We start from the raw sequence: 22,149 nt of genomic DNA, 5'->3' as shown, positions 1-22,149 counted from the left end.
CCGAGCCCGCGGGTCGCCTGCGTTCCCGCGCCTCCCTGACCTGCGCGCCTCCCGGACCCCGCCGGGGACGCCCTACGGGCAGAGCCGCTCGATCCGCCACTTCTCGCCGTCCAGGACGTAGCGCAGCCGGTCGTGCAGGCGGTTCTCGTGGCCGTTCCAGAACTCCACCGCGTCGGGCACCACCCGCACCCCGCCCCACTCCGGCGGCACCGGAACCTGCTCGCCCTCCGGGTAGCGCTCGGCCAGCTCCGCGTACCGGCGGTCCAGCTCCTCCCGGGAGCCGATCACCCGGGACTGCTCGCTCGCCCAGGCGCCCAGCTGGGAGCCGTGCGGCCGGGAACGGAAGTACGCGGCGGTCTCGTCGCGGCCGATCCGGGAGGCGGTGCCGGTGACGACGACCTGGCGGGCGATCGGGTGCCAGGGGAAGAGCAGCGACACGTACGGGTTCGCGGCGATCTCGACGCCCTTGCGGGAGCCGTAGTTCGTGAAGAAGACGAAGCCCCGCTCGTCGAACCGCTTCAGCAGCACCGTGCGGGTGCTGGGCCGCCCGTCGGGGGTCGCGGTGGCGACGACCATGGCGTTGGGTTCGAAGACGTGCGCGTCGGCCGCCTGCTGGAACCAGCGGCCGAACTGCTCCATCGGCCCGTCCGCGAGGCCCTCCTCCCGGACGATCTCGGAACGGTACTGCTTGCGCATGACGGCGGGGTCAAGGTCCTGATCGCTCACGCGGCCATCCTGCCGCAGGACGCCGGCCGACGGTGTGCCGTATGTCACGCTTCCGCAGGACATCCGGAGCGGACAAAATCTTGGGGCCGGTCCGAGGGCCCCCGTACGGATGACCTTCGGCCGTGCCGGGCATCAACGGGGATGACCGCGCCGGACCGCGAATCACGCCGGGAGCCGCGCGTGTTCGCACTATCTGAGGAGCCGCCTGATGTCCGATTTCGTACCCGGACTCGAAGGGGTCGTCGCGTTCGAGACCGAGATCGCCGAGCCCGACAAGGAGGGCGGGTCGCTCCGCTACCGGGGGGTGGACATCGAAGACCTGGTCGGACACGTCTCCTTCGGGAACGTCTGGGGCCTGCTGGTCGACGGTGCGTTCAACCCGGGGCTGCCGGCCGCCGAGCCCTTCCCGATCCCGGTGCACTCGGGTGACATCCGCGTCGACGTCCAGTCCGCGCTCGCCATGCTCGCCCCCGTGTGGGGCCTGAAACCGCTGCTGGACATCGACGAGCGGACCGCGCGCGACGACCTGGCACGGGCCGCCGTCATGGCGCTGTCGTACGTCGCCCAGTCCGCCCGCGGCCAGGGCCTGCCGATGGTGCCGCAGCGCGAGATCGACAAGGCCGAGTCCGTCGTCGAGCGGTTCATGATCCGCTGGCGGGGCGAGCCGGACCCCAAGCACGTCAAGGCCGTCGACGCCTACTGGACGTCCGCCGCCGAGCACGGCATGAACGCCTCCACCTTCACCGCCCGCGTCATCGCCTCCACCGGCGCCGACGTCGCGGCGGCGCTGTCCGGGGCGGTCGGCGCCATGTCGGGCCCGCTGCACGGCGGCGCCCCGTCCCGCGTGCTCGGCATGATCGAGGAGATCGAGCGCACCGGCGACGCCGTCGCCTACGTGAAGAAGGCCCTCGACAAGGGCGAGCGCCTGATGGGCTTCGGACACCGCGTCTACCGCGCCGAGGACCCCCGCGCCCGCGTGCTGCGCCGCACCGCCAAGGAACTCGACGCCCCGCGCTACGAGGTGGCGGCCGCGCTGGAGAAGGCCGCCCTGGAGGAGCTGCACGCGCGCCGCCCCGACCGGGTCCTCGCCACCAACGTGGAGTTCTGGGCCGCGATCATGCTGGACTTCGCGGAGGTCCCGGCACACATGTTCACGTCCATGTTCAGCTGCGCCCGTACCGCCGGCTGGTCGGCGCACATCCTGGAGCAGAAGCGGACGGGCCGCCTGGTGCGCCCGTCGGCCCGCTACACCGGTCCGGGCCGTCGTGACCCCCGCGACATCGAGGGCTGGGCCGACATCGCCGAGACGGCCTGATCCTCCCAGGACCCCCTTTCGCACGACGGGCGCCGCACCCTCACCGGGGTGCGGCGCCCTCGCCACGTACGGAGCCCCCCGTGTCCAAGATCCCCTACCTCGTCCTCGCCGTCGGCGCGCTGGTGACCGCGGTGTGCCTGCTGCGGCGGCGGACGGTCCTGCACGGGCGCGGCGTCGCGGTCACGGCCCGCTGCTCCGCCGTGCGCCGGCCCGCGCACGGCGGGGAGGCCCGGATCACGCTGCGCTACCCGGCGCCGGACGGACGCACCCGCACGCACGAGGCGGGCCAGCGGGAGTGCCCGCCGGGGACCCGCGAGGGCGACCCGGTGGAGGTGCTGTACGACCCCCGGGACCCGTCCCGGGCGGGTACGGCGCTCACGGCACGGAAGTCCCCCTGGCGGCACTACGACCTGTACGCCCTGATGGGCGTGTCCCTCGGCATCGCGGTGGCGGCGGCGGCCCGGATCTGACGTGGGGGGCGTGGCGGCCGGGTTCAGGTCAGGGTCGCGTCCAGGATGCGGGACCACTGGGCCACCACGCGGGCCCGGCGGGCCGTGTCGTCGGTGAGGACGTTGGCCAGGCCGAGGCCGCGGGCCATGTCGAGGAGGCCCTGCACGGTCTCCCGTACGCCGGGCACGGACTCGTCGGCGCCCAGCAGCTCGACCGCGATGCGGTGGGTCTCGCGGCCGACCCGGGCTTCGAGGTCGGTGACCTGCGGGCGCAGTTGCTCCTCGTTGGATGCGGCCACCCACAGCTGGAGCGCGGCCCGGAACAACGCGCCCGTGAACAGGTCGACGATGGCCTCGACCACGGCCGGGCGGGGGGCCGGGGCGGCGTGGAACAGCTCGCGCAGGGCGGTGGAGCGTTCCTCGGCGACGAACGCGACGGCCGCGGTGAAGAGGGCTTCGCGGGTCGGGAAGTGGTGCTGGGCGGCGCCCCGGGAGACCCCGGCCCGTTCGGCGACGACGGCGACGGTGGAACCCGCCCAGCCGTGTTCCGCGAGGCAGGCGACGGCGGCCTCCAGGAGGTGGCGTCGGGTGACCCGGCTGCGGGCCTGCTTGGGGCCGGTCAACGTACCCATGCCGCGTCCCGGCGCTCGAAGCGGGCGGTGATGCCCTCGCGGGCCTCGGCGGAGGCGAAGACCGCCGCGGACAGCTCCGTCAGGCGGGCGCCGTCGCGGTCCAGGGACTCCCGTACCGCGGCGGTGGCCAGGGCCTTGGTGGTGGCGAGGGCCTGCGGGGCGGCCCTGCGCAGGCCGTCGAGCACGGGGGCGAGCGCGGTGTCCACGTCGTCCTCGGCGTGCAGGGTGAGCAGGCCGATGCGGGTGGCTTCGGCCGGGCCGAAGACTTCGGCGGTGAGGAAGTAGCGGGAGGCGGCGCGGGGGTCGAGGCGGGGCAGCAGGGTCGCGGAGATCACGGCGGGGGCGAGGCCCAGGTGGGTCTCGGTGAACGCGTACGTGGACCGCGGGCCGGCGGCGGTGATGTCGCAGGCGCCGAGCAGGCCGAGGCCGCCGGCGCGGACGTGGCCGGTGACGCGGGCCACGATCGGCTTGGGGAGTTCGGTCGCCTCGCGCAGCAGCGCGAGGAAGTCGGCCGGGTCGCAGGGGGACTTGAGGTCGGCGCCGGCGCAGAAGGTGTTGCCGGTGTGGGTGAGGACCACGGCTCGGGTGTCGGGGTCGGTGGCGGCTTCGGCGAGGGCGGTGCGGAGGTCTGCGACCAGTTGCGCGGAGAGGGCGTTGCGGGTGGGGGGGGAGTTCAGGGTGAGGGTGGTGATGCCGTTCGCCTGGCCGGCGTTTACGAGGGGGGGCATGGGTCCTCCGGACCGGCGGGGTGGGTGGGGTGGGTGCGGGTGCGGGTGCGGGTGCGGGTGGGTGCGGGTGAGTGGGGTGGGTGGTGGTGCGGGTGCGGGTGGGTGCGGGCGGGTGGGGTGGGGCGGGCGGGCGGGGACGGGGTGGGGTGCCGTCCGGGATGGGCATGATTTATGGCGCCCGTTCCGGGTCTGAGTTTGCGGGCGGGGGTGTGCGCCAACAAATCACGTTTTACATCCCGGACGGCACCCCACCCCGTCCCCGCCCTGGGTGGGCCCGCCCCAGGGGCCCCTCCCTGGGGGCCCCGCCTTGGGGCCCCGCCTTGGGGCCCTCCCTGGAGGCCCCGCCTGGAGGCCCCGCCTGGGAGCCCTTCTGGGAGCCCTTCTGGGAGCCCGCCGGGCAGCCCTCCCTGGGGGGGGTGTCTGGGAGCCCTCCCTGGGGGGCCGTCTGGGAGCCCTCCCTGGGGGCCGTCTGGGAGCCCTTCTGGGAGGCGTCGCTGGGGGCCGTCCGGGGAGCCCTTCATGGGGCTTCTAGTAGGACTTGGGGAGGCCCAGGGTTTGGTGGGAGATGAAGTTGAGGATCATTTCTCGGCTGACCGGGGCGATGCGGGAGACGCGGGCCGCCGTGATCAGGGAGGCCAGGCCGTACTCGCGGGTGAGGCCGTTGCCGCCCAGGGTGTGGACGGCCTGGTCGACCGCCTTGACGCAGGCTTCGGCGGCGGCGTACTTGGCCATGTTCGCCGCTTCACCGGCGGCCATGTCGTCGCCCTCGTCGTAGAGGTGGGCGGCCTTCTGCATCATGAGGCGGGCCAGTTCCAGCTCGATGTGGGCGGCCGCCAAGGGGTGTGCGATGGCCTGGTGGCTGCCGATGGGCTCCCGCCAGACCTGGCGGGTCTTCGCGTAGTCGACGGCCTTGGCGAGGGCGTGGCGGCCCATGCCGATGGCGAAGGCCGCCGTCATGATCCGCTCGGGGTTGAGGCCGGCGAAGAGCTGGAGGAGGCCGGCGTCCTCGTCGCCGACGAGGGAGGACGCGGGGAGGCGGACCTCGTCCAGGGTGAGTTCGAACTGCTTCTCCGCCGCCTGGAGTTCCATGTCGATGACGGTGCGGCCGAAGCCGGGGGTGTCGCGGGGGACGATGAACAGGCACGGCTTGAGACGGCCGGTGCGAGCGTCCTCGGTGCGGCCGACGATGAGGGTGGCGTCGGCGATGTCCACGCCCGAGATGAAGACCTTGCGGCCGGTGAGGATCCAGTCGTCGCCGTCGCGGCGGGCGGTGGTCGTGATGCGGTGGGAATTGGACCCGGCGTCGGGTTCGGTGATGCCGAAGGCCATCGTGCGGGTGCCGTCGGCGAGGCCGGGGAGCCAGGTCCGCTTCTGGTCCTCGGTGCCGAAGCGGGCGATGACCGTGCCGCAGATGGCGGGTGAGACGACCATCATGAGGAGCGGGCAGCCCGCCGCGCCGAGTTCCTCCAGGACGATGGAGAGTTCGGCGATCCCGCCGCCCCCGCCGCCGTACGCCTCGGGGAGGTTGACCCCGAGGTAGCCGAGGCCTGCGGCGTCGGCCCACAGCTCGTCGGGGTGGCCGCCCTCGCGGGCGACGCGGGCGAGGTAGTCGCGGCCGTACTTCTGGCCGAGGGCGGCCACCGCCGTGCGCAGGGCCTTGTGTTCGTCGGATTCGATGGTGGGGCTCATGTCTGCGTTTCCTCCTGGACTACGGCGAGCAGGGCGCCGAACTCGACCTGTTGGCCGGGGGCGGCGTGGAGCGCGGTGAGCGTGCCGGAGGCGGGGGCGAGGACGCGGTGCTCCATCTTCATGGCCTCCAGCCAGAGCAGGGGCTGCCCGGCGGTGACGGCGGAGCCGGGGGCGAGGCCCTCGGCCACGCGGACGACGGTGCCGGGCATCGGGGCGAGCAGGGAGCCGGGCGCGGTGTGGTCCTCGGGCTCGGGGAACCGGGGGACGGGGAGCAGGGTGTGCGCGCCGAGCGTGGAGTCGACGTGGACCTCGCCGGTGTGCGGATTGTGTTTCACGTGAAACACGCGTCGGACGCCGTGGACTTCCAGGGTGACGCGGGTGGGGGTGGCGGCGAGGACCTTGATGTCGGGGTGGTCGACGAGGACGCCGCCCTGCTGGTAGCGGGCCGTGTACGCGGTTCCGGACACCGTGTAGCTGCGGGTCTGCGGTTGCGAGCGGACGTTGCGCCAGCCGCCGAGGCGGCCGGCGAGGGAGGCGCCCGGGACGGGGGCCGCTTCGGCGAGGGCGGCGGCGAGGACCGCCGTGGTGGGGTCCGGGGTGTTCGCGGTGAGGGCGGCGAGGTGGCGCTCGTAGAAGCCGGTGTCGGGCCGGCCCGTGGTGAACTCCGGGTGCCGCAGGGAGCGTACGAGGAGGTCCCGGTTGGTGGTGAGGCCGTGGACGCGGGCCCCGGCCAGGGCGTGGGCGAGGACACGGACGGCTTCGGCGCGGGTGGGGGCGTGGGCGATGACCTTGGCGAGCATGGGGTCGTAGTGCACGCCGACGGTGTCGCCGTCGGCGAAGCCGGTGTCGACGCGGAGTCCGCCGGGGACGTCGAGGGTGTGCAGGACGCCGGTCTGGGGCCGCCAGTCGTGGGCCGGGTCCTCGGCGTAGAGCCGGGCCTCGACGGCGTGGCCGGTGGGCTGCGGCGGGGTGAGGGGCAGGGCGGCGCCCTCGGCGACGCGCAGTTGGTGGGCCACCAGGTCGAGGCCGAAGACGGCCTCGGTGACGGGGTGTTCCACCTGGAGGCGGGTGTTCATCTCCAGGAAGTACGGGCGGCCGTCGCCGGTGACGAGGAACTCGACGGTGCCGGCTCCCTCGTAGGACACGGCGCGGGCGGCTGCGACGGCGGCCTCGTGGAGGGTGGCGCGCAGGGTGTCGGACAGGCCGGGGGCGGGGGCCTCCTCGATGACCTTCTGGTGGCGGCGTTGGAGGGAGCAGTCGCGGGTTCCGAGCGCCCAGACGGTGCCGTGGGTGTCGGCGAGGACCTGCACCTCGACGTGGCGACCGCGCTCCACGTAGGGCTCGGCGAAGACCTCGCCGTCCCCGAAGGCGGAGAGGGCCTCGGCGGAGGCCGCGTCGAGGGACTCCTTGAGGGTGTCGAGGTCCCGTACGACGCGCATGCCGCGGCCTCCGCCGCCGGCCGCGGCCTTGAGGAGGAGGGGGAGGTCGGCGGAGGTGGCGGCGGCCGGGTCGACGGGGTCGAGGAGGGGGACGCCCGCGGCGCGCATGAGGTCCTTGGCCCGGGTCTTGGAGGCCATGGCCTCGATCGCCTCGGGGGGCGGCCCGATCCAGGTCAGGCCGGCGGCCCGGACCCGGCGGGCGAAGTCGGCGTTCTCGGAGAGGAATCCGTATCCGGGGTGGACGGCGTCCGCGCCCGCCTTCCGGGCCGCCTCGATCAACAGGTCGGCGCGCAGGTAGGTGTCGGCGGGGGCGGCGCCGGGCAGTCGGACGGCGGCGTCGGCGCAGCGGACGTGCAGGGCGTCGGCGTCGGGGTCGGAGTGGACGGCGACGGTGGCGAGGCCGAGGGCGCGGGCCGTGCGCAGGATCCGGACGGCGATCTCGCCCCGGTTGGCGACGAGGAGGGAGGTGATGGTCATCTGCGGGCTCACATCCGGAAGACGCCGAAGCCGCCACGGGCGCCCTCGACGGGGGCGTTGTGGACGGCCGACAGGCACAGGCCGAGGACGGTGCGGGTGTCGCGGGGGTCGATGACGCCGTCGTCGTACAGCCGCCCGGACAGGAACGTCGGCAGGGACTCGGATTCGATCTGCGCCTCCACGAAGGCGCGCATCCCGGCGTCCTGTTCCTCGTCGTACGGGAGGCCCTTCGCGGCGGCGGACTGCCGGGACACGATGGACAGGACGCCGGCGAGTTGGGCCGGGCCCATGACGGCGGATTTGGCGCTGGGCCAGGCGAAGAGGAAGCGGGGCTCGTAGGCCCGTCCGCACATCCCGTAGTGGCCGGCGCCGTAGCTGGCGCCGATGAGGACGGACAGGTGCGGGACGCGGGAGTTGGAGACCGCGTTGATCATCATCGAGCCGTGTTTGACGATGCCGCCCTGCTCGTACTCCTTGCCGACCATGTAGCCGGTGGTGTTGTGGAGGAAGAGGAGGGGGATGTCGCGCTGGTTGGCGAGCTGGATGAACTGGGCGGCCTTCTGCGACTCGGCGCTGAACAGCACGCCCTGGGCGTTGGCGAGGATGCCGACGGGGTAGCCGTGCAGGGTGGCCCAGCCGGTGACGAGGCTGGGCCCGTAGAGGGGCTTGAACTCGTCGAAGTCGGAGGCGTCGACGATGCGGGCGATGACCTCGCGCGGGTCGAAGGGGGTCTTGAGGTCGGCCGGGACGATCCCGAGGAGTTCCTCCGGGTCGTGGAGCGGCTCGGCGGCGGCCGGCGGGTCCTGGTACGGCTTGCGGTGGTTGAGCCGGGCCACGACTCGGCGGGCCTGGCGGATCGCGTCGTACTCGTCGAGGGCGTAGTGGTCGGCGAGGCCGGAGGTGCGGGCGTGCATGTCGGCGCCGCCGAGGGACTCGTCGTCGCTCTCCTCACCGGTGGCCATCTTGACCAGCGGCGGACCGCCGAGGAACACCTTCGAGCGGTCCTTGATCATGATGGTGTGGTCGGACATGCCGGGGATGTAGGCGCCGCCCGCGGTGGAGTTGCCGAAGACGACGGCGACGGTCGGGATGCCGTCGGCGGAGAGCCGGGTGAGGTCGCGGAAGATCGCGCCGCCCGGGATGAAGATCTCCTTCTGGGAGGGCAGGTCGGCGCCGCCGGATTCGACGAGGCTGACGCAGGGCAGCCGGTTCTGCCGGGCGATCTCGTTGGCCCGCAGGGCCTTCTTCAGGGTCCACGGGTTGCTGGCGCCGCCGCGGACCGTGGGGTCGTTGGCGGTGATCAGGCACTCGACGCCCTCGACGGTGCCGATGCCGGTGACCATGGACGCGCCGACCGGGTAGTCGCTGCCCCAGGCGGCGAGCGGCGACAGCTCCAGGAACGGGGTGTCGGGGTCGAGGAGCAGCTCGACGCGTTCGCGGGCCAGGAGCTTGCCCCGGTCGCGGTGGCGGGCCGTGTACTTCTCGCCGCCGCCCGCGAGGGCCTTGGCGTGTTCGGCGCGCAGGGCGTCGAGGCGTTCCAGGGCGGCCGTACGGGCCGTCGTGTGCTCGGGGCTGCGGGGGTCGACGGTGGTGCCGAGGCGGGTCATGGGCGGGTCCCCTCCGGGGTGGACAGGAGGTCGGTCGGGATGTCCGGGCGGCGGGCGCGGGTCCCCTCCGGGGTGGACAGGAGGTCGGTCGGGATGTCCAGGCGGCGGGCGCGGAGCCATTCGCCGAGGGCCTTGGCCTGCGGGTCGAAGCGGTGGCCGGAGGCGACGCCGGCGCCGAGGATGCCGGTGACGGTGAAGTTCAGGGCCCGCAGGTGGGGGAGTTCGTGGCGGGTGACGGGCAGCTCGGCGGTCTCCGGGAGCAGGGTGCGCAGGGTGTCCACGGTGAGCGTGCGGAGCAGCCAGTCCCACGCGGGGGCGCTCTCCACCCAGACGCCGATGTTGGCGTCGCCGCCCTTGTCGCCGCTGCGGGCGCCGGCGACCGCGCCGAGGGGGGCGCGGGTGGTGGGGGCCGGCGGGGTGTGCGGGCTCGCGGGGTTCTGAGGGGGCGTGGAGTTCGCGGGGCTCTGCGGGGGTGTGGGGTTCTGAGGGGGCGCGGAGTTCGCGGGGCTCTGCGGGGGCGTGGAGTTCGCGGGGCTCTGCGGGGGTGTGGGGTTCGCGGGGCTCTGCGGGTGAGTGGAGTTCGTGGGGCTCTGCGGGGGCGTGGAGTTCGTGGGGCTCTGCGCGAGCGCGGGGCTCTGCGGGCTCGCAAGGGGCTTTTCGTCCGCGCCGGGGTGGGTGTCCTTGCCCGGCTCGTCCGCCGGTTCCCGCGGCGGCGGGGCGGGTACGGGGAGGCGGGTGCCGTCGGGGAGGACGGCGGTGTGGGGGACGGAGTCCGCCGGGACCGGGGCCGAGGTGAAGACCCCGTACGGCTGGGCCGGTCCGGGCGGGGCGGTGACGTGGAAGCCGGGGTAGCTGCCGAGGGCGAGTTCCACGGCCGCCGAGGTCAGCGCCCGGCCGACCCGGTCCGGGGAGGCGTCGCGGACGACGAGGCGCAGCAGGGCGCTCGCGGTCTCCTCCGTGTCGGCGTCTTCGTGGTCGGTCCGGGCCAGGGTCCAGGTGACCGTCCCCACCTCCGCGAGGGGCTCCGCGAGTTGCGCGCGGACCAGGGCGGCCTTGGCCTCGATGTCCAGGCCGGTCAGGACGAAGACCACCTCGTTGCGCCAGCCGCCGATGCGGGTCACACCCACCTTGAGGGTGTCCGGCGGGGCCTCGCCCCGAACCCCGGTGACACGGACCCGGTCCTGCCCCGCGGCCGTGAGGCGGACGGTGTCCAGGCGGGCCGTCACGTCCGGGCCGAGGTAGCGGGCGCCCTGGGTCTCGTACAGGAGCTGGGCCGTCACCGTGCCCGGGGTGACGGCCCCGCCGGTGCCCGGGTGTTTGGTGATGACGGCCGAGCCGTCCTCGGAGACCTCGGCGAGGGGGAAGCCGGGGCGGCGGACGTCGTGGGCGGTGAAGAAGGCGTAGTTGCCGCCGGTGGCCTGGGTTCCGCACTCCAGGACGTGGCCCGCGACCACCGCACCGGCAAGCCGGTCCCAGTCGTCGGCCGCCCAGTCGAACCACCAGGCGGCCGGCCCGCTGACCAGGGCGGCGTCCGTCACCCGGCCGGTGACGACGATGTCGGCGCCGGCCCGTAGGCAGGCGGTGATGCCGGCCCCGCCGAGGTAGGCGTTGGCGGTGAGCGCGCCGTCCTCGTACGGCATCAGGTCGTCGCCCTCGACGTGGGCGACGGAGACGGGGATCCCCGCCTTGGCCGCGAGGGCGCGGACGGCGTCGGCGAGGCCCGCCGGGTTGAGTCCGCCGGCGTTCGTGACGATCCGTACGCCCTGCTCGTGGGCCAGGGCCAGGCAGTCCTCCAGCTGGCGCGGGAACGTCTTGGCGTAGCCGAGGCCGGGGTCCTTCAGCCGGTCGCGGCCGAGGATCAGCATGGTGAGTTCGGCGAGGTAGTCGCCGGTCAGGACGTCGAGGGGGCCGCCGGTCAGCATCTCGCGCATCGCGGTGGCGCGGTCCCCGTAGAAGCCGGAGGCGTTGCCGATGCGCAGGGGGCGGCGGCTCACCGCGGCCCGGCCTGGGGGGTGCGTCCGGCGCCGGCCGGGCCGGCGAAGGCCTGCGCGATGTCCAGCCACCGGTCCGCGTCGGGGCCGGTGGCCGTCAGCGCGAGGTCGTCCCGGTGGGCCCGTTGGGTGACCAGCAGGCAGAAGTCGAGGGCCGGCCCGGAGACCCGCTGCCCGGCGTCGACCGGGCCGTACGTCCAGGGGTCGCCGCCGTCCGGTGCGAGGAGTTCCACCCGGAACTCCGCCGATGGCGCCGGCAGTCCCCGTACCGCGTACGCGTAGTCGCGGGCCCGTACGCCGATCCGGGCGACGTGCCGCAGCCGGGCGGTCGGGGTGCGGCGGACGCCGAGGGCGTCGGCGACGTCCTGGCCGTGGGCCCAGGTCTCCATCAGGCGGGCGCCCGCCATCGAGTTGGCCTTCATCGGCGGCCCGTACCAGGGGAAACGGGCGTCGGGCGAGGCCGCGTCGAGGGCGGCGTCGAGGGCCACCCGGCCGGCCCGCCAGCGGGCGAGCAGCTCGGCGGGCGGCAGCGCGGCGCCCTCGGCGGCGCCGTCGTCGACGAACGAGTCGGGAGCCTTGAGCGCCTCCCGCACCATGTCCCCGAAGCCGTCGGCGTCGGTGAGGGCGAGCAGCGAGGCCCGGTCGGTCCAGTGCAGGTGGGCGATCTGGTGGGCGATGTCCCAGCCGCTCGCGGGCGTGGCCCGCGCCCAGTCCGCGGAGGGCAACTCCGCTACGAGGGAGTCCAGTTCACCTCCCTCCGCACGGAGATCGGCGAAGACGGCGACGGCGGACGGATCGGGCACGGTTGCGCTCCCCTGCTCGGCGTGGGGGAAGCCTGGCACCCGCCGAAGAAACAATCAAGCACGCTTGCATGGTTTTCTCGCGGACCGCTCCCTTCCCGCCAACCGGGCCAACCGGGCCGAATCGGGAGGGGTTTGCCGTTCGGGATGGTCCGGCGCGGCACGGGCCGGTGCCGGGCTCCGGGGCGGGTGGAGGGGTTTCGGTCGGGCGGGTGGGAGTTCGGGAGGAGGTCGCGCCGGCGCGTCGATACTGGGGGCTTCGCTCCGGGCCCGGGAGTGCGCCGTCGCAGCCGAACACGTCCATGTCACCTCGACGAAGAGGATGAACCGCCGTGAACCCAGCCGACCCGGCCGACCCGTCCACCCTGCCGACCCCGTCCGCCCCGTCGACCCCGACCGACCAGACCGCCCCGTCGACCCCGACCGCCCCGTCGACCCCGTCCGCCTCGTGCACCCCGCCCGTGGGTTCCCTCCATCCCGAGCTCGACGCGGCCGCCCTCGGGTCCTTCGCCGCCGCGCTGGAGAGCGGCGACCCCTCCGGGTTGCCGCCCGCGCGGGCAGCCGAGGTGGAGGCCGTCCGGTCCGTCGCCGTGTTCAGTCGGGGCCGGGTGGCCGGCGCGGGCGGTGTCCTGCTCGACGCCGCGCTGTGGCGGCGCAAGGGTTCCGGGCCGCGGCCGGTCGTCGTGATGCCCGCGCCGTGGACGAACCTGGGCTGGGTCGCGTACGCGGTCCGGGCCAGTGCGTTCGCGACCCGCGGCTACGACGTCCTCGCCTACACCCCCCGCGGCTTCGGAGCCTCCGCGGGCCGGGTCGACACCGCGGGCCCCCTCGACGTCGCCGACGGCAGCCGGGCCCTGGACCACCTGCTGCAACGCACCGCCGGACCCGTCACCAGGATCGGGTTCCTGGGCGTCTCCTACGGCGCCGGCATCGGCCTGCTCGTCGCCGCCCGCGACCCCCGGGTGGACGCGGTCGTCGCGTTCAGCACCTGGGGCGACCTCGGCGAGGTCCTCGTGGAGAACTCCACCCGCCGCGTCGGCGCCGTGCGGGCCCTCCTGGCGGCCGCCGCCCGGGCCCGGCTGAGCCCGGAGACGGAACGCGTACTGGAGGACGTGCTGGCCGGCCGCGACATCGCGGGCGCCCTGCGCTGGGCGGAGGAACGTTCCCCCTTCGGTCACGTCAAGGAGTTCAACCGGCGCCGGCTGCCGGTCTTCCTCTCCCACGCCTGGCACGAGACGCTCTTCCCGCCGAACCAGACCCTCAAGCTGTTCGACGAACTCACCGGCCCCCGGCGCGTCGTCCTGTCCGTCGGCGACCACGCCGGCCCCGGCACCGGCGGCCTGCTCGGCCTCCCGGACCGCGTGTGGACGGACGCCGACCGCTGGTTCGACCACCACCTCATGGGCGCCCCCAACGGCGTCGCCGAGGACGGCCAGGTCGCGGGCGAGGTGATGTGGAGCGGGACCGTCGAGCACCGGCCCACCCGGCACGCCCTCACCCGGCGGATCCGCCGGCTGCACCTCACCGGCGGCGGGCAACTCGCCGAACGGCCCGAGGCGGGCTGGACCGCCGGCGTGCTGTGCGGGGTGGACACCCCGACGGCCGTCGCCGACGAGGTCGTCCGCTCCGGGTACGCGGAGATGGCGGGACGCCCCAAGATCTACCCGGCCGGCGACATCGACCGCGCGGTCGCCGCCGTATGGGTCTGCGCCCCCGCCGAGGAAACCCTGCGGCTGCGCGGCGTCCCCCGGCTGCGGGTCACCTACCGGGCCGCGAACCCCGGCTCCAGCTTCGTCGCCCACCTCATGGACCTGGCACCCGACGGCTCGGCCCGTCTGGTCACGCACGCCCCGTACAGCGACCTCGGGTCGGCCCCGGACAGCCTGGTCGGTGCGGACATCGACCTCCAGGCCACCGCGTACGACGTCCCGCGCGGGCACCGCCTGCTGCTGGTGATGGCCGGCCGCGACGCCCTCTACGCCGACGCCAACCTGCCGCGCGCCTCCCTCGCCTTCACCTCGCCCGAGGCCACCCCCTCCTACCTGGACCTCCCCCTGGGCTGACCCGAACCGGGGCGGGCGCGCCCGTCAGGACCCCGGCCTGCGCGTGAAGTCCATCGTCCAGTTCAGCAGCCACGTGCCGCCCCCGTCGACGGAGAAGAACTGCTCCCAGCGGGGCGGCGCGCCGGCCGTGGTCCCCGACCAGAGGTACCGCACCCGCACCGCCCTGCCGTCGTGCGTGTCGTCGCCCTCGAAGACCCCCCGCCCGTCCTCGAAGCGGCCGACGACGGGCGGGAACAGGACTCCGGTGCGGCGGCTCGACCAGTACAGCGACCACTCCCCGCGCTCCCGGTCGAACAGGCGCAGGGTGAGCCCGGCGAAGCCCTTCGTCGGGAACTCGACCTCGTCGAAGCTCGCGCCGCCGTCGAAGTGGCGGGAGATCCGCGAGACCCCCGGGAACTCCTCCCACGCGCTGTCCGGGTCGAGGAAGTCGGTGCGCCAACGGTTGGCGATGTCCCAGGTCCCGACGAGGAAGTCGAAGTCGTTCATGCGGTGCGCTCCCCTGCTCCGTGCCCCGGCACCGGTCGGCCCCGGGGCGCTGCGTTCGGTGGAACCGTAGGAACACTCCCCTGACATCCTCTGTCAGTGAAGTCCAGCCGCCTCCTGTCGATGTTGTTGCTGCTCCAGACCCGGGGCCGGATGACCGCCGCCGAGCTCGCGCGGGAGCTGGAGGTGTCCGTACGCACCGTCTACCGCTACGCGGAGGCCCTGACCGCCGCGGGCGTCCCGCTGTACGCGGACGCGGGGCACAGCGGCGGCTACGAGCTGCTCGCCGGCTACCGGACCCGGCTGACCGGGCTCAGCGCGGACGAGGCGGAGGCGCTGTTCCTGACCGGGATGCCGGGGCCCGCGGCGGAACTCGGGCTCGGCCCGGCCGTGGCCGCGGCCCGGCTGAAGCTGCGGGCGGCGCTGCCGCCGGAACTGCGCGCGCAGGCCGACCGGATACGGCTGCGCTTCCACCTCGACGCGCACGGCTGGTACGCGGAGCACGAGGAGGCCCCGCACCTGGCGCGGGTCGCCGACGCGGTGTGGCGGGGCCGGGTGATCGGGGTGCGCTACCGGCGGTGGAAGGCGCCGCAGGAGGTGGAGCGGCGGCTGGAACCGTACGGGCTGGTCCTGAAGGCGGGGCGCTGGTACCTGGTGGCGGGGCCGGAGGGGCCGCGTACGTACCGGGTCGACCAGATCCTCGACGTCACCGCCGGCGACGAGGGGTTCGACCTGCCGGAGGGCTTCGACCTGGCCGCGCACTGGCGGCGCAGCCAGGCCGACTTCCACGCGCGGCTGCACCCGGAGGAGGCCGTCGTACGCCTCTCCGCGCGGGCGGCGGAGCAGCTGACGGGAGCCGCCGCCCGGGCCCTGGCCGCGACCGGGCGGCCGGACCCGGACGTGCCGGGCTGGATCCGGGCGGTCCTGCCCGTCGAGTCGCCCGAGCGGGCGGAGGCGCAGTTCCTGGCGCTGGCCGCGGAGGCCGAGGTACTGGGTCCACCGGCCCTGCGGGCCCGCGTCAGGGCCACCCTGGCGGCGATGACGGCCCGCTACGGGTGAACCCGTAGCGTCGCGGGCCTGATCCGGCCCGACCCCGGCCGATCGGGCCGGGTCAGCAGACGTCCCCCGGGGTCGCGGCCGTGGCCCGCAGGAGGTCGCGCAGCAGGTCGAAGTCGATCCGGTCCGGGTGGCGGAAGCGCAGGCAGGACTTGCCCATGTCGTGTCCGGCGAGGCGTTCGGCGAAGGCGTCCCGGACGTCGGTGCGCAGCAGGTAGACGGACACGTACTGCTTCTGGTTCGCCCAGGCGACCTCGCCTTCGGACCCACCGGGCCGGACGTACACGGGCATCCCGTACGCGATGACCTCGTCGAAGCCGGTCAGCTCCGTACGGCACAGCTCCCGCAGCCGGGTCAGGGCCGGACGCCGCGCGTCCGGGACGGCGGCGAGGTAGGCGGCGACGGGGTCGGGGGCCGGGGCGTCGGGGGCCGGGCCGTCGGGCGTGACGGGGTTCATCCGGACACCCCTTCCTCGGGGCCGGGCTTCGCCCGCCCGCCGATCTGGGAGCGGACCGCGCCCATGCTGGCGGCGATCACCAGGGCGATGGCGAGGGCGTCGACGGCGGACATCGCCTGGTTCAGGACCAGGAAGCCGGCGGTCGCCGCGATGGCGGGTTCCAGGCTCATCAGGATGGCGAAGGTGGGGGCGGGCATCCGGCGCAGGGCCAGCAGTTCCAGCGTGTACGGGAGGACCGACGACAGGACGGCCACGCCGAGGCCCAGTGCCAGGGTGCTCGGCACCAGCAGGGCGGACCCGGACTCGATGACGCCCAGCGGCAGGGAGATGACCGCGGCGACGGCCATGGCCAGGGCCAGTCCGTCGGCCTGCGGGAACCGCCGGCCGGTCCGGGCGCTGAAGACGATGTACGCGGCCCACATGGCGCCCGCACCGATCGCGAACGCGGCTCCCGCCGGGTCGAGGGAGCCGAAGCCGAGGCCGCCCCCGCCGTGTCCGGACAGCAGGACGACGCCGCCGAGGGCGAGGCCCGCCCACAGCAGGTTCACCAGGCGCCGCGAGACGATCACCGACAGGGCCAGCGGGCCGAGGACCTCCAGGGTCACTGCGGGGCCGAGGGGGATCCGGTCGATGGACTGGTAGAAGAGGCCGTTCATGCCGGCCATCGCCACGCCGAAGGCGAGGACGGTGCCCCAGTCGGAGCGGCTGTAGCCGCGGACCTTGGGCCGGCACAGGAGCAGCAGCACCAGCGCGGCGGCGGCCAGCCGCAGCGTGACGACCCCGGCCGCGCCCGCCCTCGGCATGATCATGACCGCGAGGGCGGCCCCGAACTGCACCGAGATCCCGGCCGAGACCACCAGCGCCACCGGCCCGAACCGGGCCCGGGCCGACGTCGGGGCGGGCCCGGCGGGGGCCGGCCGCGCGGCCCCGGTGGCGAACGTGCCCGCGGTCGCGGAGGCGGTCGCGGAGGCGGAGGTTTCCTGGGAGGCCGTCGGGGACGAGGAGGGTGCGGGCATGAATCCAGACTAAGGGGTACGTAAGGGCCGTGACGCGGTGTCCTTCCTTACAGCGCTCCCTCCTCACAGCGCTCCTCCCTCACAGCGCTCCCTCCTCACAGCCCTCCTCCCTCACAGCGCCTCCGCCAGCAGCTCCGCCAGGTGGCGGCCCCGGCCTCCGCCCAGCTGGGCGATCTGGGTCCGGCAGGAGAACCCGTCCGCGAGGACCGCCGCGTCGGACCCGGCCGCGCGCAGCGACGGCAGCAGCTGTTCCTCCGCGCACGCCACCGACACGGCGTGGTGGCCCGGCTCGAAGCCGAAGTTGCCCGCCAGGCCGCAGCAGCCGCCGCTGAGTTCCCCGGTGAGCCCGGCCCGCTCCCGCAGCCGCCGGTCGGCGGCGTCGCCCAGGACGGCGTGCTGGTGGCAGTGGGTCTGACCGACGACGGCACGGTCCAGCCGGGGCGGCGTCCAGTGCGGGGCGCACTCCTCCAGGGTCTCCGCGAAGGTGCGCACCGCCGCCGCGAGGCGCTCCGCGCGCGGGTCGTCGGGGAGCAGGGCGGGCAGGTCGGTGCGCAGGGCCGCCGCGCAGCTGGGTTCCAGGACGAGCACGGGGCCGCGTACCTCCCCCAGGGCGTCCAGGGTGCGGCGCAGGACCGCGCGGGCGCGGTCGGGACGGCCGGTGGAGACGAGGGTGAGTCCGCAGCAGATCCGGCCCCGGGGCACGCGGACGGTGAGCCCGGCCGCCTCCAGGACCCGTACGGCGGCGCGGCCGGCCTCGGGGGCGAGGTGCTCGGTGAAGGTGTCGGGCCACAGGGTCACGACGGTGCCCGCCCGCGCCCCGACGCCCGCGTTCCGCCGTCTCCGCTCCCGCCGTCCCCACCACCGGGTGAACGGTGTCCGGGCGACGGGTGGCAGGGGCCGTTCGCGGGTGAGGCCGGGGACCGGCAGCAGTCGGGCGGCGGCGTTGACGAGCGGCGCCGCGCGCAGTGCCGCGACCGGCCGGAGCAGGTCGGGGAGGCCGCCGAGGAGGTAGTGGGCGAGGGGGCGGATCCGGCCCGCCCAGTGGTGGTGCAGGAACTCGGCCTTGTACGCGGCCATGTCCACGCCGACCGGGCAGTCGCTGCGGCAGCCCTTGCAGCCGAGGCACAGGTCCAGGGCCTCGGCGACCTCGGTGGAGCGCCAGCCGTCGGTGACGATCTCCCCGGCCAGCATCTCGTGCAGCAGTCGGGCCCGGCCGCGCGTGGAGTGCCGTTCGTCGCCGGTGACCCGGTACGTCGGGCACATCACCCCCGGCCCGCCGGGCTGGTCGGTGCGGCACTTGGCGACGCCGACGCAGCGGGCGACCTCCGCCGCGAACGGCGTCGCGGGCAGGACGGCGAAGCGGAGGTTCTCGTCGAGCCGGGCGGGCCGCACCAGCATCCCCGGGTTCATCCCGCCCGCCGGGTCCCACAGGTCCTTGTACGCGCCGAAGAGCCGGATGACCTCCGGCCCGTACGTCTTCGGCAGCAGTTCGGCGCGGGCCTGCCCGTCCCCGTGCTCCCCCGACAGGGAGCCTCCGTGGGCGGCGACGAGTTCGGCGAGTTCCTCCGAGAAGGCCCGGAAGCGGGCCACGCCTTCGGCGCTGACCAGGTCGAAGTCGATCCGGACGTGGACGCAGCCCTCCCCGAAGTGCCCGTACGGGGTCCCGCGCAGCCCGTGCTCCGCCAGCAGGGCGCGGAACGCCCGCAGGTACGCGCCGAGCCGGGCGGGCGGTACCGCGCAGTCCTCCCAGCCGGGCCAGGCCATGGTCCCGTCGGGCATCCGGGTGGCCGTCCCCGCCGCGTCCTCCCGGATCCGCCACAGGGCGCGCTGCCCCGCCGGGTCGGTGACGAGTCGCGCGTCGACGGTGTCGGCGGCCCGCATCAGGGTCCGCGCCGCGCCCTCGTCGGGCATCTCCACGAACAGCCAGGCGCCGCCCTCGGGCAGCCCCGCCGCCCCGCGCACCAGGTCCTGGGCCATGCCCTCGACGGTGAGCGGCCCGTACGGGAGGAGCCCGGCGGCGGCGTCGGCGGCCGCGCCCTCGTCGGCGTACCCGAGGACGGCGAGGACGGGTGCGGGCGGCAGTTCGACGAGGCGGACCACCGCCTCGGTGACCACGCCGAGGGTGCCCTCGCTCCCGCAGAAGGCGCGGGCGGCGCCGACGCCGCGTTCGGGCAGCAGGGCGTCCAGGGCGTAGCCGGAGATCCGCCGGGTGAAGGCCGGGGCGCCGGGTGCGGCGGGCCCGCCGAAGCCGGTGCGGAGCACGGCCAGGTTTCCCTCGACGAGTTCCCGCAGCCCGGCGGGGGTGCCGGTCCAGCCCGTGCCGAGCCGGTGGGTGGTGCCCCCGTACGCGGTGACGGACAGCTCGATGACGTTGTCGGCGGTGGTGCCCCGGGCGACGGAGTGGGCGCCGCAGGCGTTGTTGCCGATCATCCCGCCGAGGGTGCAGCGGGAGTGCGTGGAGGGGTCGGGGCCGAAGGTCAGCCCGTGCGGGCGGGCCGCGTCGCGCAGCCGGTCGAGGACGAGGCCGGGCTGGACGACGGCCGTACCGGCCACGGGGTCGAGGGAGAGCAGGGCGTTCATGTGCCGGGTCAGGTCGAGGACGACGCCGGTGCCGGTCGCCTGCCCGGCGATGGAGGTGCCGCCGCCGCGCGGGACGACGGGGACCCCGGCCCCGGCGCAGATCCGCAGGGCGGTCGCCACGTCCTCGGCGTCCCGGGGGGTGACCACGCCGACCGGGACGCGGCGGTAGTTCGAGGCGTCCATGGTCACCAACGCGCGGGCGGCGGCCCCGAAGTCGACCTCTCCGCGCAGGTTCGCCCGCAATGTCCGTTCCAGTTCCCCGGGTGTCGTCACGGCGCCCACCCTGCCACCGCGCCGGGGCGTCTCATCCGGTGGACGCGCTTCCGACGCGCGGACCCGGACCCGATACGCTCCGCTCGTGGCTGAGATCCAGATTCCCGCTGACATCAAGCCCGCCGACGGACGCTTCGGCGCGGGCCCCTCCAAGGTGCGGACCGAGGCGCTGGACGCCCTCGCCGCCACCGGTACCTCCCTGCTCGGAACCTCGCACCGCCAGGCCCCGGTAAAGAACCTGGTCGGCTCGGTGCGCGAGGGCCTGCGGGACCTCTTCTCCCTTCCCGAGGGCTACGAGGTGATCCTGGGCAACGGCGGCTCCACCGCCTTCTGGGACATCGCGACCCACGGACTGATCGAGCAGAAGTCCCAGCACCTGACCTTCGGCGAGTTCTCGTCCAAGTTCGCCAAGGCCGCGAAGCTCGCACCGTGGCTGGACGCGCCGTCCGTGATCTCCTCCGACCCGGGCACGCACCCCGAGCCGGTCGCCGAGGCGGGCGTGGACGTGTACGCGTACACGCACAACGAGACCTCGACGGGTGTCGCCGCGCCGATCAAGCGCGTCGCCGGAGCCGATGCCGGTTCGCTCGTTCTGGTGGACGCGACCTCGGGCGCCGGCGGTCTGCCGGTGGACATCACCGAGTCCGACGTCTACTACTTCGCCCCGCAGAAGTCCTTCGCCTCCGACGGCGGCCTGTGGCTGGCGGCGTTCTCCCCGGCGGCCCTGGAGCGCGCGGCCCGCGTGCACGCCTCCGGCCGGCACATCCCGGAGTTCTTCTCGCTGCCGACGGCGATCGACAACTCGCTGAAGAACCAGACGTACAACACCCCGGCGCTGTCCACCCTCTTCCTGCTGGACCAGCAGCTGCGGTGGATGAACTCCCAGGGCGGCCTGGAGTTCACGACCGGTCGTACGGCGGCCAGCGCGCGGAACCTGTACGGCTGGGCCGAGGCCTCGAAGTACGCGAGCCCGTTCGTCCAGGACGCCGCCAAGCGTTCCGCCGTCATCGGCACGATCGACTTCTCGGACGACATCGACGCGGCGGCGGTCGCCAAGGTGCTGCGCGCGAACGGCGTCGTGGACACCGAGCCGTACCGCAAGCTCGGCCGCAACCAGCTGCGCGTCGCGATGTTCCCGGCGATCGACCCGGCGGACGTGCAGGCGCTGACCGCGTGCGTCGACTACGTGATCGAGCAGCTCTGACCCGACCCGACGGGCCTGCCGGCCCGCCCGCCCCGGAGCCCCCGGTGACGTCACGTCACCGGGGGCTCCGGCGTTCCCGGGTCGCCCACCGAGCCCCTCGCCCGTCGGGACCAAGGTCCCAAAAATAGGGGCAAAGAGGCAGTAAACGAAGGACCCTTGAAGGGCTCCCGGCCTGCCGCTTCACACCGGGGGACCTTCGACCACCCCCTCGCCCGCCCTTCGGGAGCCCTGCAACCGGGCGCCCCGGATGTCTCTCATGTCTGGTGTGCCGGGAAACGTCCCGGCCCGTTCAGGAGGAGACCTCATGCGCAAGGCACTCAGCATCTCGGCGATCGTCCTCGCCTCGTCGATGGCCCTCGGCGGCACCGCGACCGCCTTCGCCGCCGACACCACCTCGCCGGCGGCCGACGCCGGCCCCACCGCCGGCCCGACGCGGACCGGTCTGAAGCTGTCGACCTCGGCGGCGAAGCCCGGCGACTCGATCTCGTTCGAGATGCGGGTGCCGGACGGCTCGACGCACCTGTCCGTCTCCTCCGAGGCCCTGGGCGACGTACGGATGACGGACGGCCGGGGCGGCACCGCCAAGGTCGCCGACGTCAAGGAGGGCACCTACGGCGTCTCCCTCACCGGCACCGGCCCCGACGGGGCCGAGCTCCGGGCCACGGCCCGGATCGTCGTCAAGGCGGACGCCCCGAAGCCCACCCCGGCGCCGTCCGACCTCCGGCTCTCCCAGGACTCCGGCCGGCCCGGCGACCGGATCACCGTCACCGTGAAGACCTCCGAGAAGGACGCCTCCGTCAAGTCCGCGGCCTTCACCGGCGGACAGGTCAACCTGAAGGGCGACGGCAAGGGCACCTTCACCGGCACCGCCACCGTCGCCCCGGACGTCAAGACCGGCTACTACGGCGTCGACGCCTACGCGGGCGGCAAGAAGTTCGACACCGTGAAGTTCTCCACCGAGGCCAAGGCCACCCCGGACGTGAAGCCCGTGACGCCCGTGAAGCCCACCGTCAAGCCCGTCCAGCCGCTGCGCCCGAGCGAGCACCGGACCCCCAAGGGCTCCGTGAACACCGGACAGGCCCCCGCCGGCACCGACACCGACCCGTCCCGTGGCTGAGCGCACCCCCTCCCACCCGGGCGGCCGCCGCACCCGCCGTGCGGCCG

Annotated in this window: 18 protein-coding genes; 6 read left to right on the top strand and 12 right to left on the bottom strand. The window is 74.6% G+C overall.

Annotation, left to right across the window (positions count from 1 at the left end; genetic code table 11):
- Window positions 1-72: 72 nt before the first annotated feature.
- Window positions 73-696, bottom strand: a complete 624-nt coding sequence (gene pdxH / locus NOD94_RS25570; protein ID WP_281208465.1) for a pyridoxamine 5'-phosphate oxidase — start codon at window positions 694-696, stop codon at window positions 73-75.
- Window positions 697-934: 238 nt separating this feature from the next.
- Between pdxH and NOD94_RS25565 the strand changes: the two genes are divergently transcribed.
- Both NOD94_RS25565 and NOD94_RS25560 read left to right on the top strand, forming a co-directional pair.
- On the top strand, window positions 935-2,041 hold the full coding sequence (locus NOD94_RS25565; protein WP_281208451.1) for a citrate synthase 2: 1,107 nt from the start codon (window positions 935-937) through the stop codon (window positions 2,039-2,041).
- Window positions 2,042-2,121: 80 nt separating this feature from the next.
- The gene (locus NOD94_RS25560; protein ID WP_281208450.1) at window positions 2,122-2,511 is read left to right on the top strand and encodes a DUF3592 domain-containing protein; all 390 of its coding nucleotides are present in this window, start codon (window positions 2,122-2,124) and stop codon (window positions 2,509-2,511) included.
- A 23-nt stretch (window positions 2,512-2,534) separates the two neighbouring features.
- Here NOD94_RS25560 and NOD94_RS25555 read toward each other — a convergent pair whose 3' ends face one another.
- The 7 genes from NOD94_RS25555 to NOD94_RS25525 all read right to left on the bottom strand — a co-directional run bounded on the left by NOD94_RS25555 (window position 2,535) and on the right by NOD94_RS25525 (window position 11,856).
- Window positions 2,535-3,122, bottom strand: a complete 588-nt coding sequence (locus tag NOD94_RS25555; RefSeq protein ID WP_281208449.1) for a TetR/AcrR family transcriptional regulator — start codon at window positions 3,120-3,122, stop codon at window positions 2,535-2,537.
- Window positions 3,110-3,850 carry an enoyl-CoA hydratase family protein gene (locus NOD94_RS25550; protein WP_281208448.1) on the bottom strand — a complete coding sequence of 247 codons (741 nt, stop codon included), beginning with the start codon at window positions 3,848-3,850 and terminating at the stop codon, window positions 3,110-3,112. Before NOD94_RS25550 ends, NOD94_RS25555 begins: the two co-directional genes overlap by 13 nt.
- 528 nt (window positions 3,851-4,378) lie before the next feature.
- The gene (locus tag NOD94_RS25545; RefSeq protein ID WP_281208447.1) at window positions 4,379-5,539 is read right to left on the bottom strand and encodes an acyl-CoA dehydrogenase family protein; all 1,161 of its coding nucleotides are present in this window, start codon (window positions 5,537-5,539) and stop codon (window positions 4,379-4,381) included.
- Complete coding sequence (locus NOD94_RS25540) at window positions 5,536-7,455, bottom strand: biotin carboxylase N-terminal domain-containing protein (protein ID WP_281208445.1); 1,920 nt, start codon at window positions 7,453-7,455, stop codon at window positions 5,536-5,538. The genes NOD94_RS25545 and NOD94_RS25540 overlap by 4 nt, the downstream gene beginning before the upstream one ends.
- A gap of 8 nt (window positions 7,456-7,463) precedes the next feature.
- On the bottom strand, window positions 7,464-9,062 hold the full coding sequence (locus NOD94_RS25535) for a carboxyl transferase domain-containing protein (RefSeq protein WP_281208444.1): 1,599 nt from the start codon (window positions 9,060-9,062) through the stop codon (window positions 7,464-7,466).
- Window positions 9,059-11,056 (bottom strand): acyclic terpene utilization AtuA family protein, encoded by a 1,998-nt coding sequence (locus NOD94_RS25530; RefSeq protein ID WP_281208443.1) that lies wholly within the window; start codon window positions 11,054-11,056, stop codon window positions 9,059-9,061. Before NOD94_RS25530 ends, NOD94_RS25535 begins: the two co-directional genes overlap by 4 nt.
- A complete protein-coding gene (locus NOD94_RS25525) occupies window positions 11,053-11,856 on the bottom strand; it encodes a TIGR03084 family metal-binding protein (protein ID WP_281208442.1) in 804 nt (267 codons plus the stop codon). Before NOD94_RS25525 ends, NOD94_RS25530 begins: the two co-directional genes overlap by 4 nt.
- Before the next feature lie 329 nt (window positions 11,857-12,185).
- Between NOD94_RS25525 and NOD94_RS25520 the strand changes: the two genes are divergently transcribed.
- Window positions 12,186-13,916, top strand: a complete 1,731-nt coding sequence (locus NOD94_RS25520; RefSeq protein WP_281208441.1) for an alpha/beta fold hydrolase — start codon at window positions 12,186-12,188, stop codon at window positions 13,914-13,916.
- Between the two features lie 24 nt (window positions 13,917-13,940).
- Here the strand turns inward: NOD94_RS25520 and NOD94_RS25515 are convergent, their stop codons facing one another.
- Complete coding sequence (locus NOD94_RS25515) at window positions 13,941-14,402, bottom strand: hypothetical protein (protein ID WP_281208440.1); 462 nt, start codon at window positions 14,400-14,402, stop codon at window positions 13,941-13,943.
- Between the two features lie 96 nt (window positions 14,403-14,498).
- Here NOD94_RS25515 and NOD94_RS25510 point away from each other — a divergent pair, with 96 nt between their 5' ends.
- Window positions 14,499-15,458, top strand: a complete 960-nt coding sequence (locus NOD94_RS25510; RefSeq protein WP_281208439.1) for a WYL domain-containing protein — start codon at window positions 14,499-14,501, stop codon at window positions 15,456-15,458.
- A gap of 52 nt (window positions 15,459-15,510) precedes the next feature.
- Here NOD94_RS25510 and NOD94_RS25505 read toward each other — a convergent pair whose 3' ends face one another.
- The 3 genes from NOD94_RS25505 to NOD94_RS25495 all read right to left on the bottom strand — a co-directional run bounded on the left by NOD94_RS25505 (window position 15,511) and on the right by NOD94_RS25495 (window position 19,781).
- Window positions 15,511-15,912 carry a DUF1801 domain-containing protein gene (locus tag NOD94_RS25505; RefSeq protein WP_281208438.1) on the bottom strand — a complete coding sequence of 134 codons (402 nt, stop codon included), beginning with the start codon at window positions 15,910-15,912 and terminating at the stop codon, window positions 15,511-15,513.
- Window positions 15,909-16,928 carry an EamA family transporter gene (locus NOD94_RS25500; RefSeq protein ID WP_281208437.1) on the bottom strand — a complete coding sequence of 340 codons (1,020 nt, stop codon included), beginning with the start codon at window positions 16,926-16,928 and terminating at the stop codon, window positions 15,909-15,911. Before NOD94_RS25500 ends, NOD94_RS25505 begins: the two co-directional genes overlap by 4 nt.
- A gap of 111 nt (window positions 16,929-17,039) precedes the next feature.
- The gene (locus tag NOD94_RS25495; protein WP_281208436.1) at window positions 17,040-19,781 is read right to left on the bottom strand and encodes an FAD-binding and (Fe-S)-binding domain-containing protein; all 2,742 of its coding nucleotides are present in this window, start codon (window positions 19,779-19,781) and stop codon (window positions 17,040-17,042) included.
- 85 nt (window positions 19,782-19,866) lie between these two features.
- Here NOD94_RS25495 and serC point away from each other — a divergent pair, with 85 nt between their 5' ends.
- The gene (gene serC / locus NOD94_RS25490; RefSeq protein WP_281208435.1) at window positions 19,867-20,985 is read left to right on the top strand and encodes a phosphoserine transaminase; all 1,119 of its coding nucleotides are present in this window, start codon (window positions 19,867-19,869) and stop codon (window positions 20,983-20,985) included.
- Between the two features lie 304 nt (window positions 20,986-21,289).
- Entirely contained in the window at window positions 21,290-22,102 is an 813-nt protein-coding gene (locus NOD94_RS25485) for a hypothetical protein (RefSeq protein WP_281208434.1), read from the top strand.
- Window positions 22,103-22,149: the final 47 nt, after the last annotated feature.

The organism is Streptomyces sp. Isolate_45, assembly GCF_024721315.2.
GTDB lineage: Bacteria > Actinomycetota > Actinomycetes > Streptomycetales > Streptomycetaceae > Streptomyces.
This window is presented reverse-complemented; position numbering and strand designations above follow the sequence as displayed.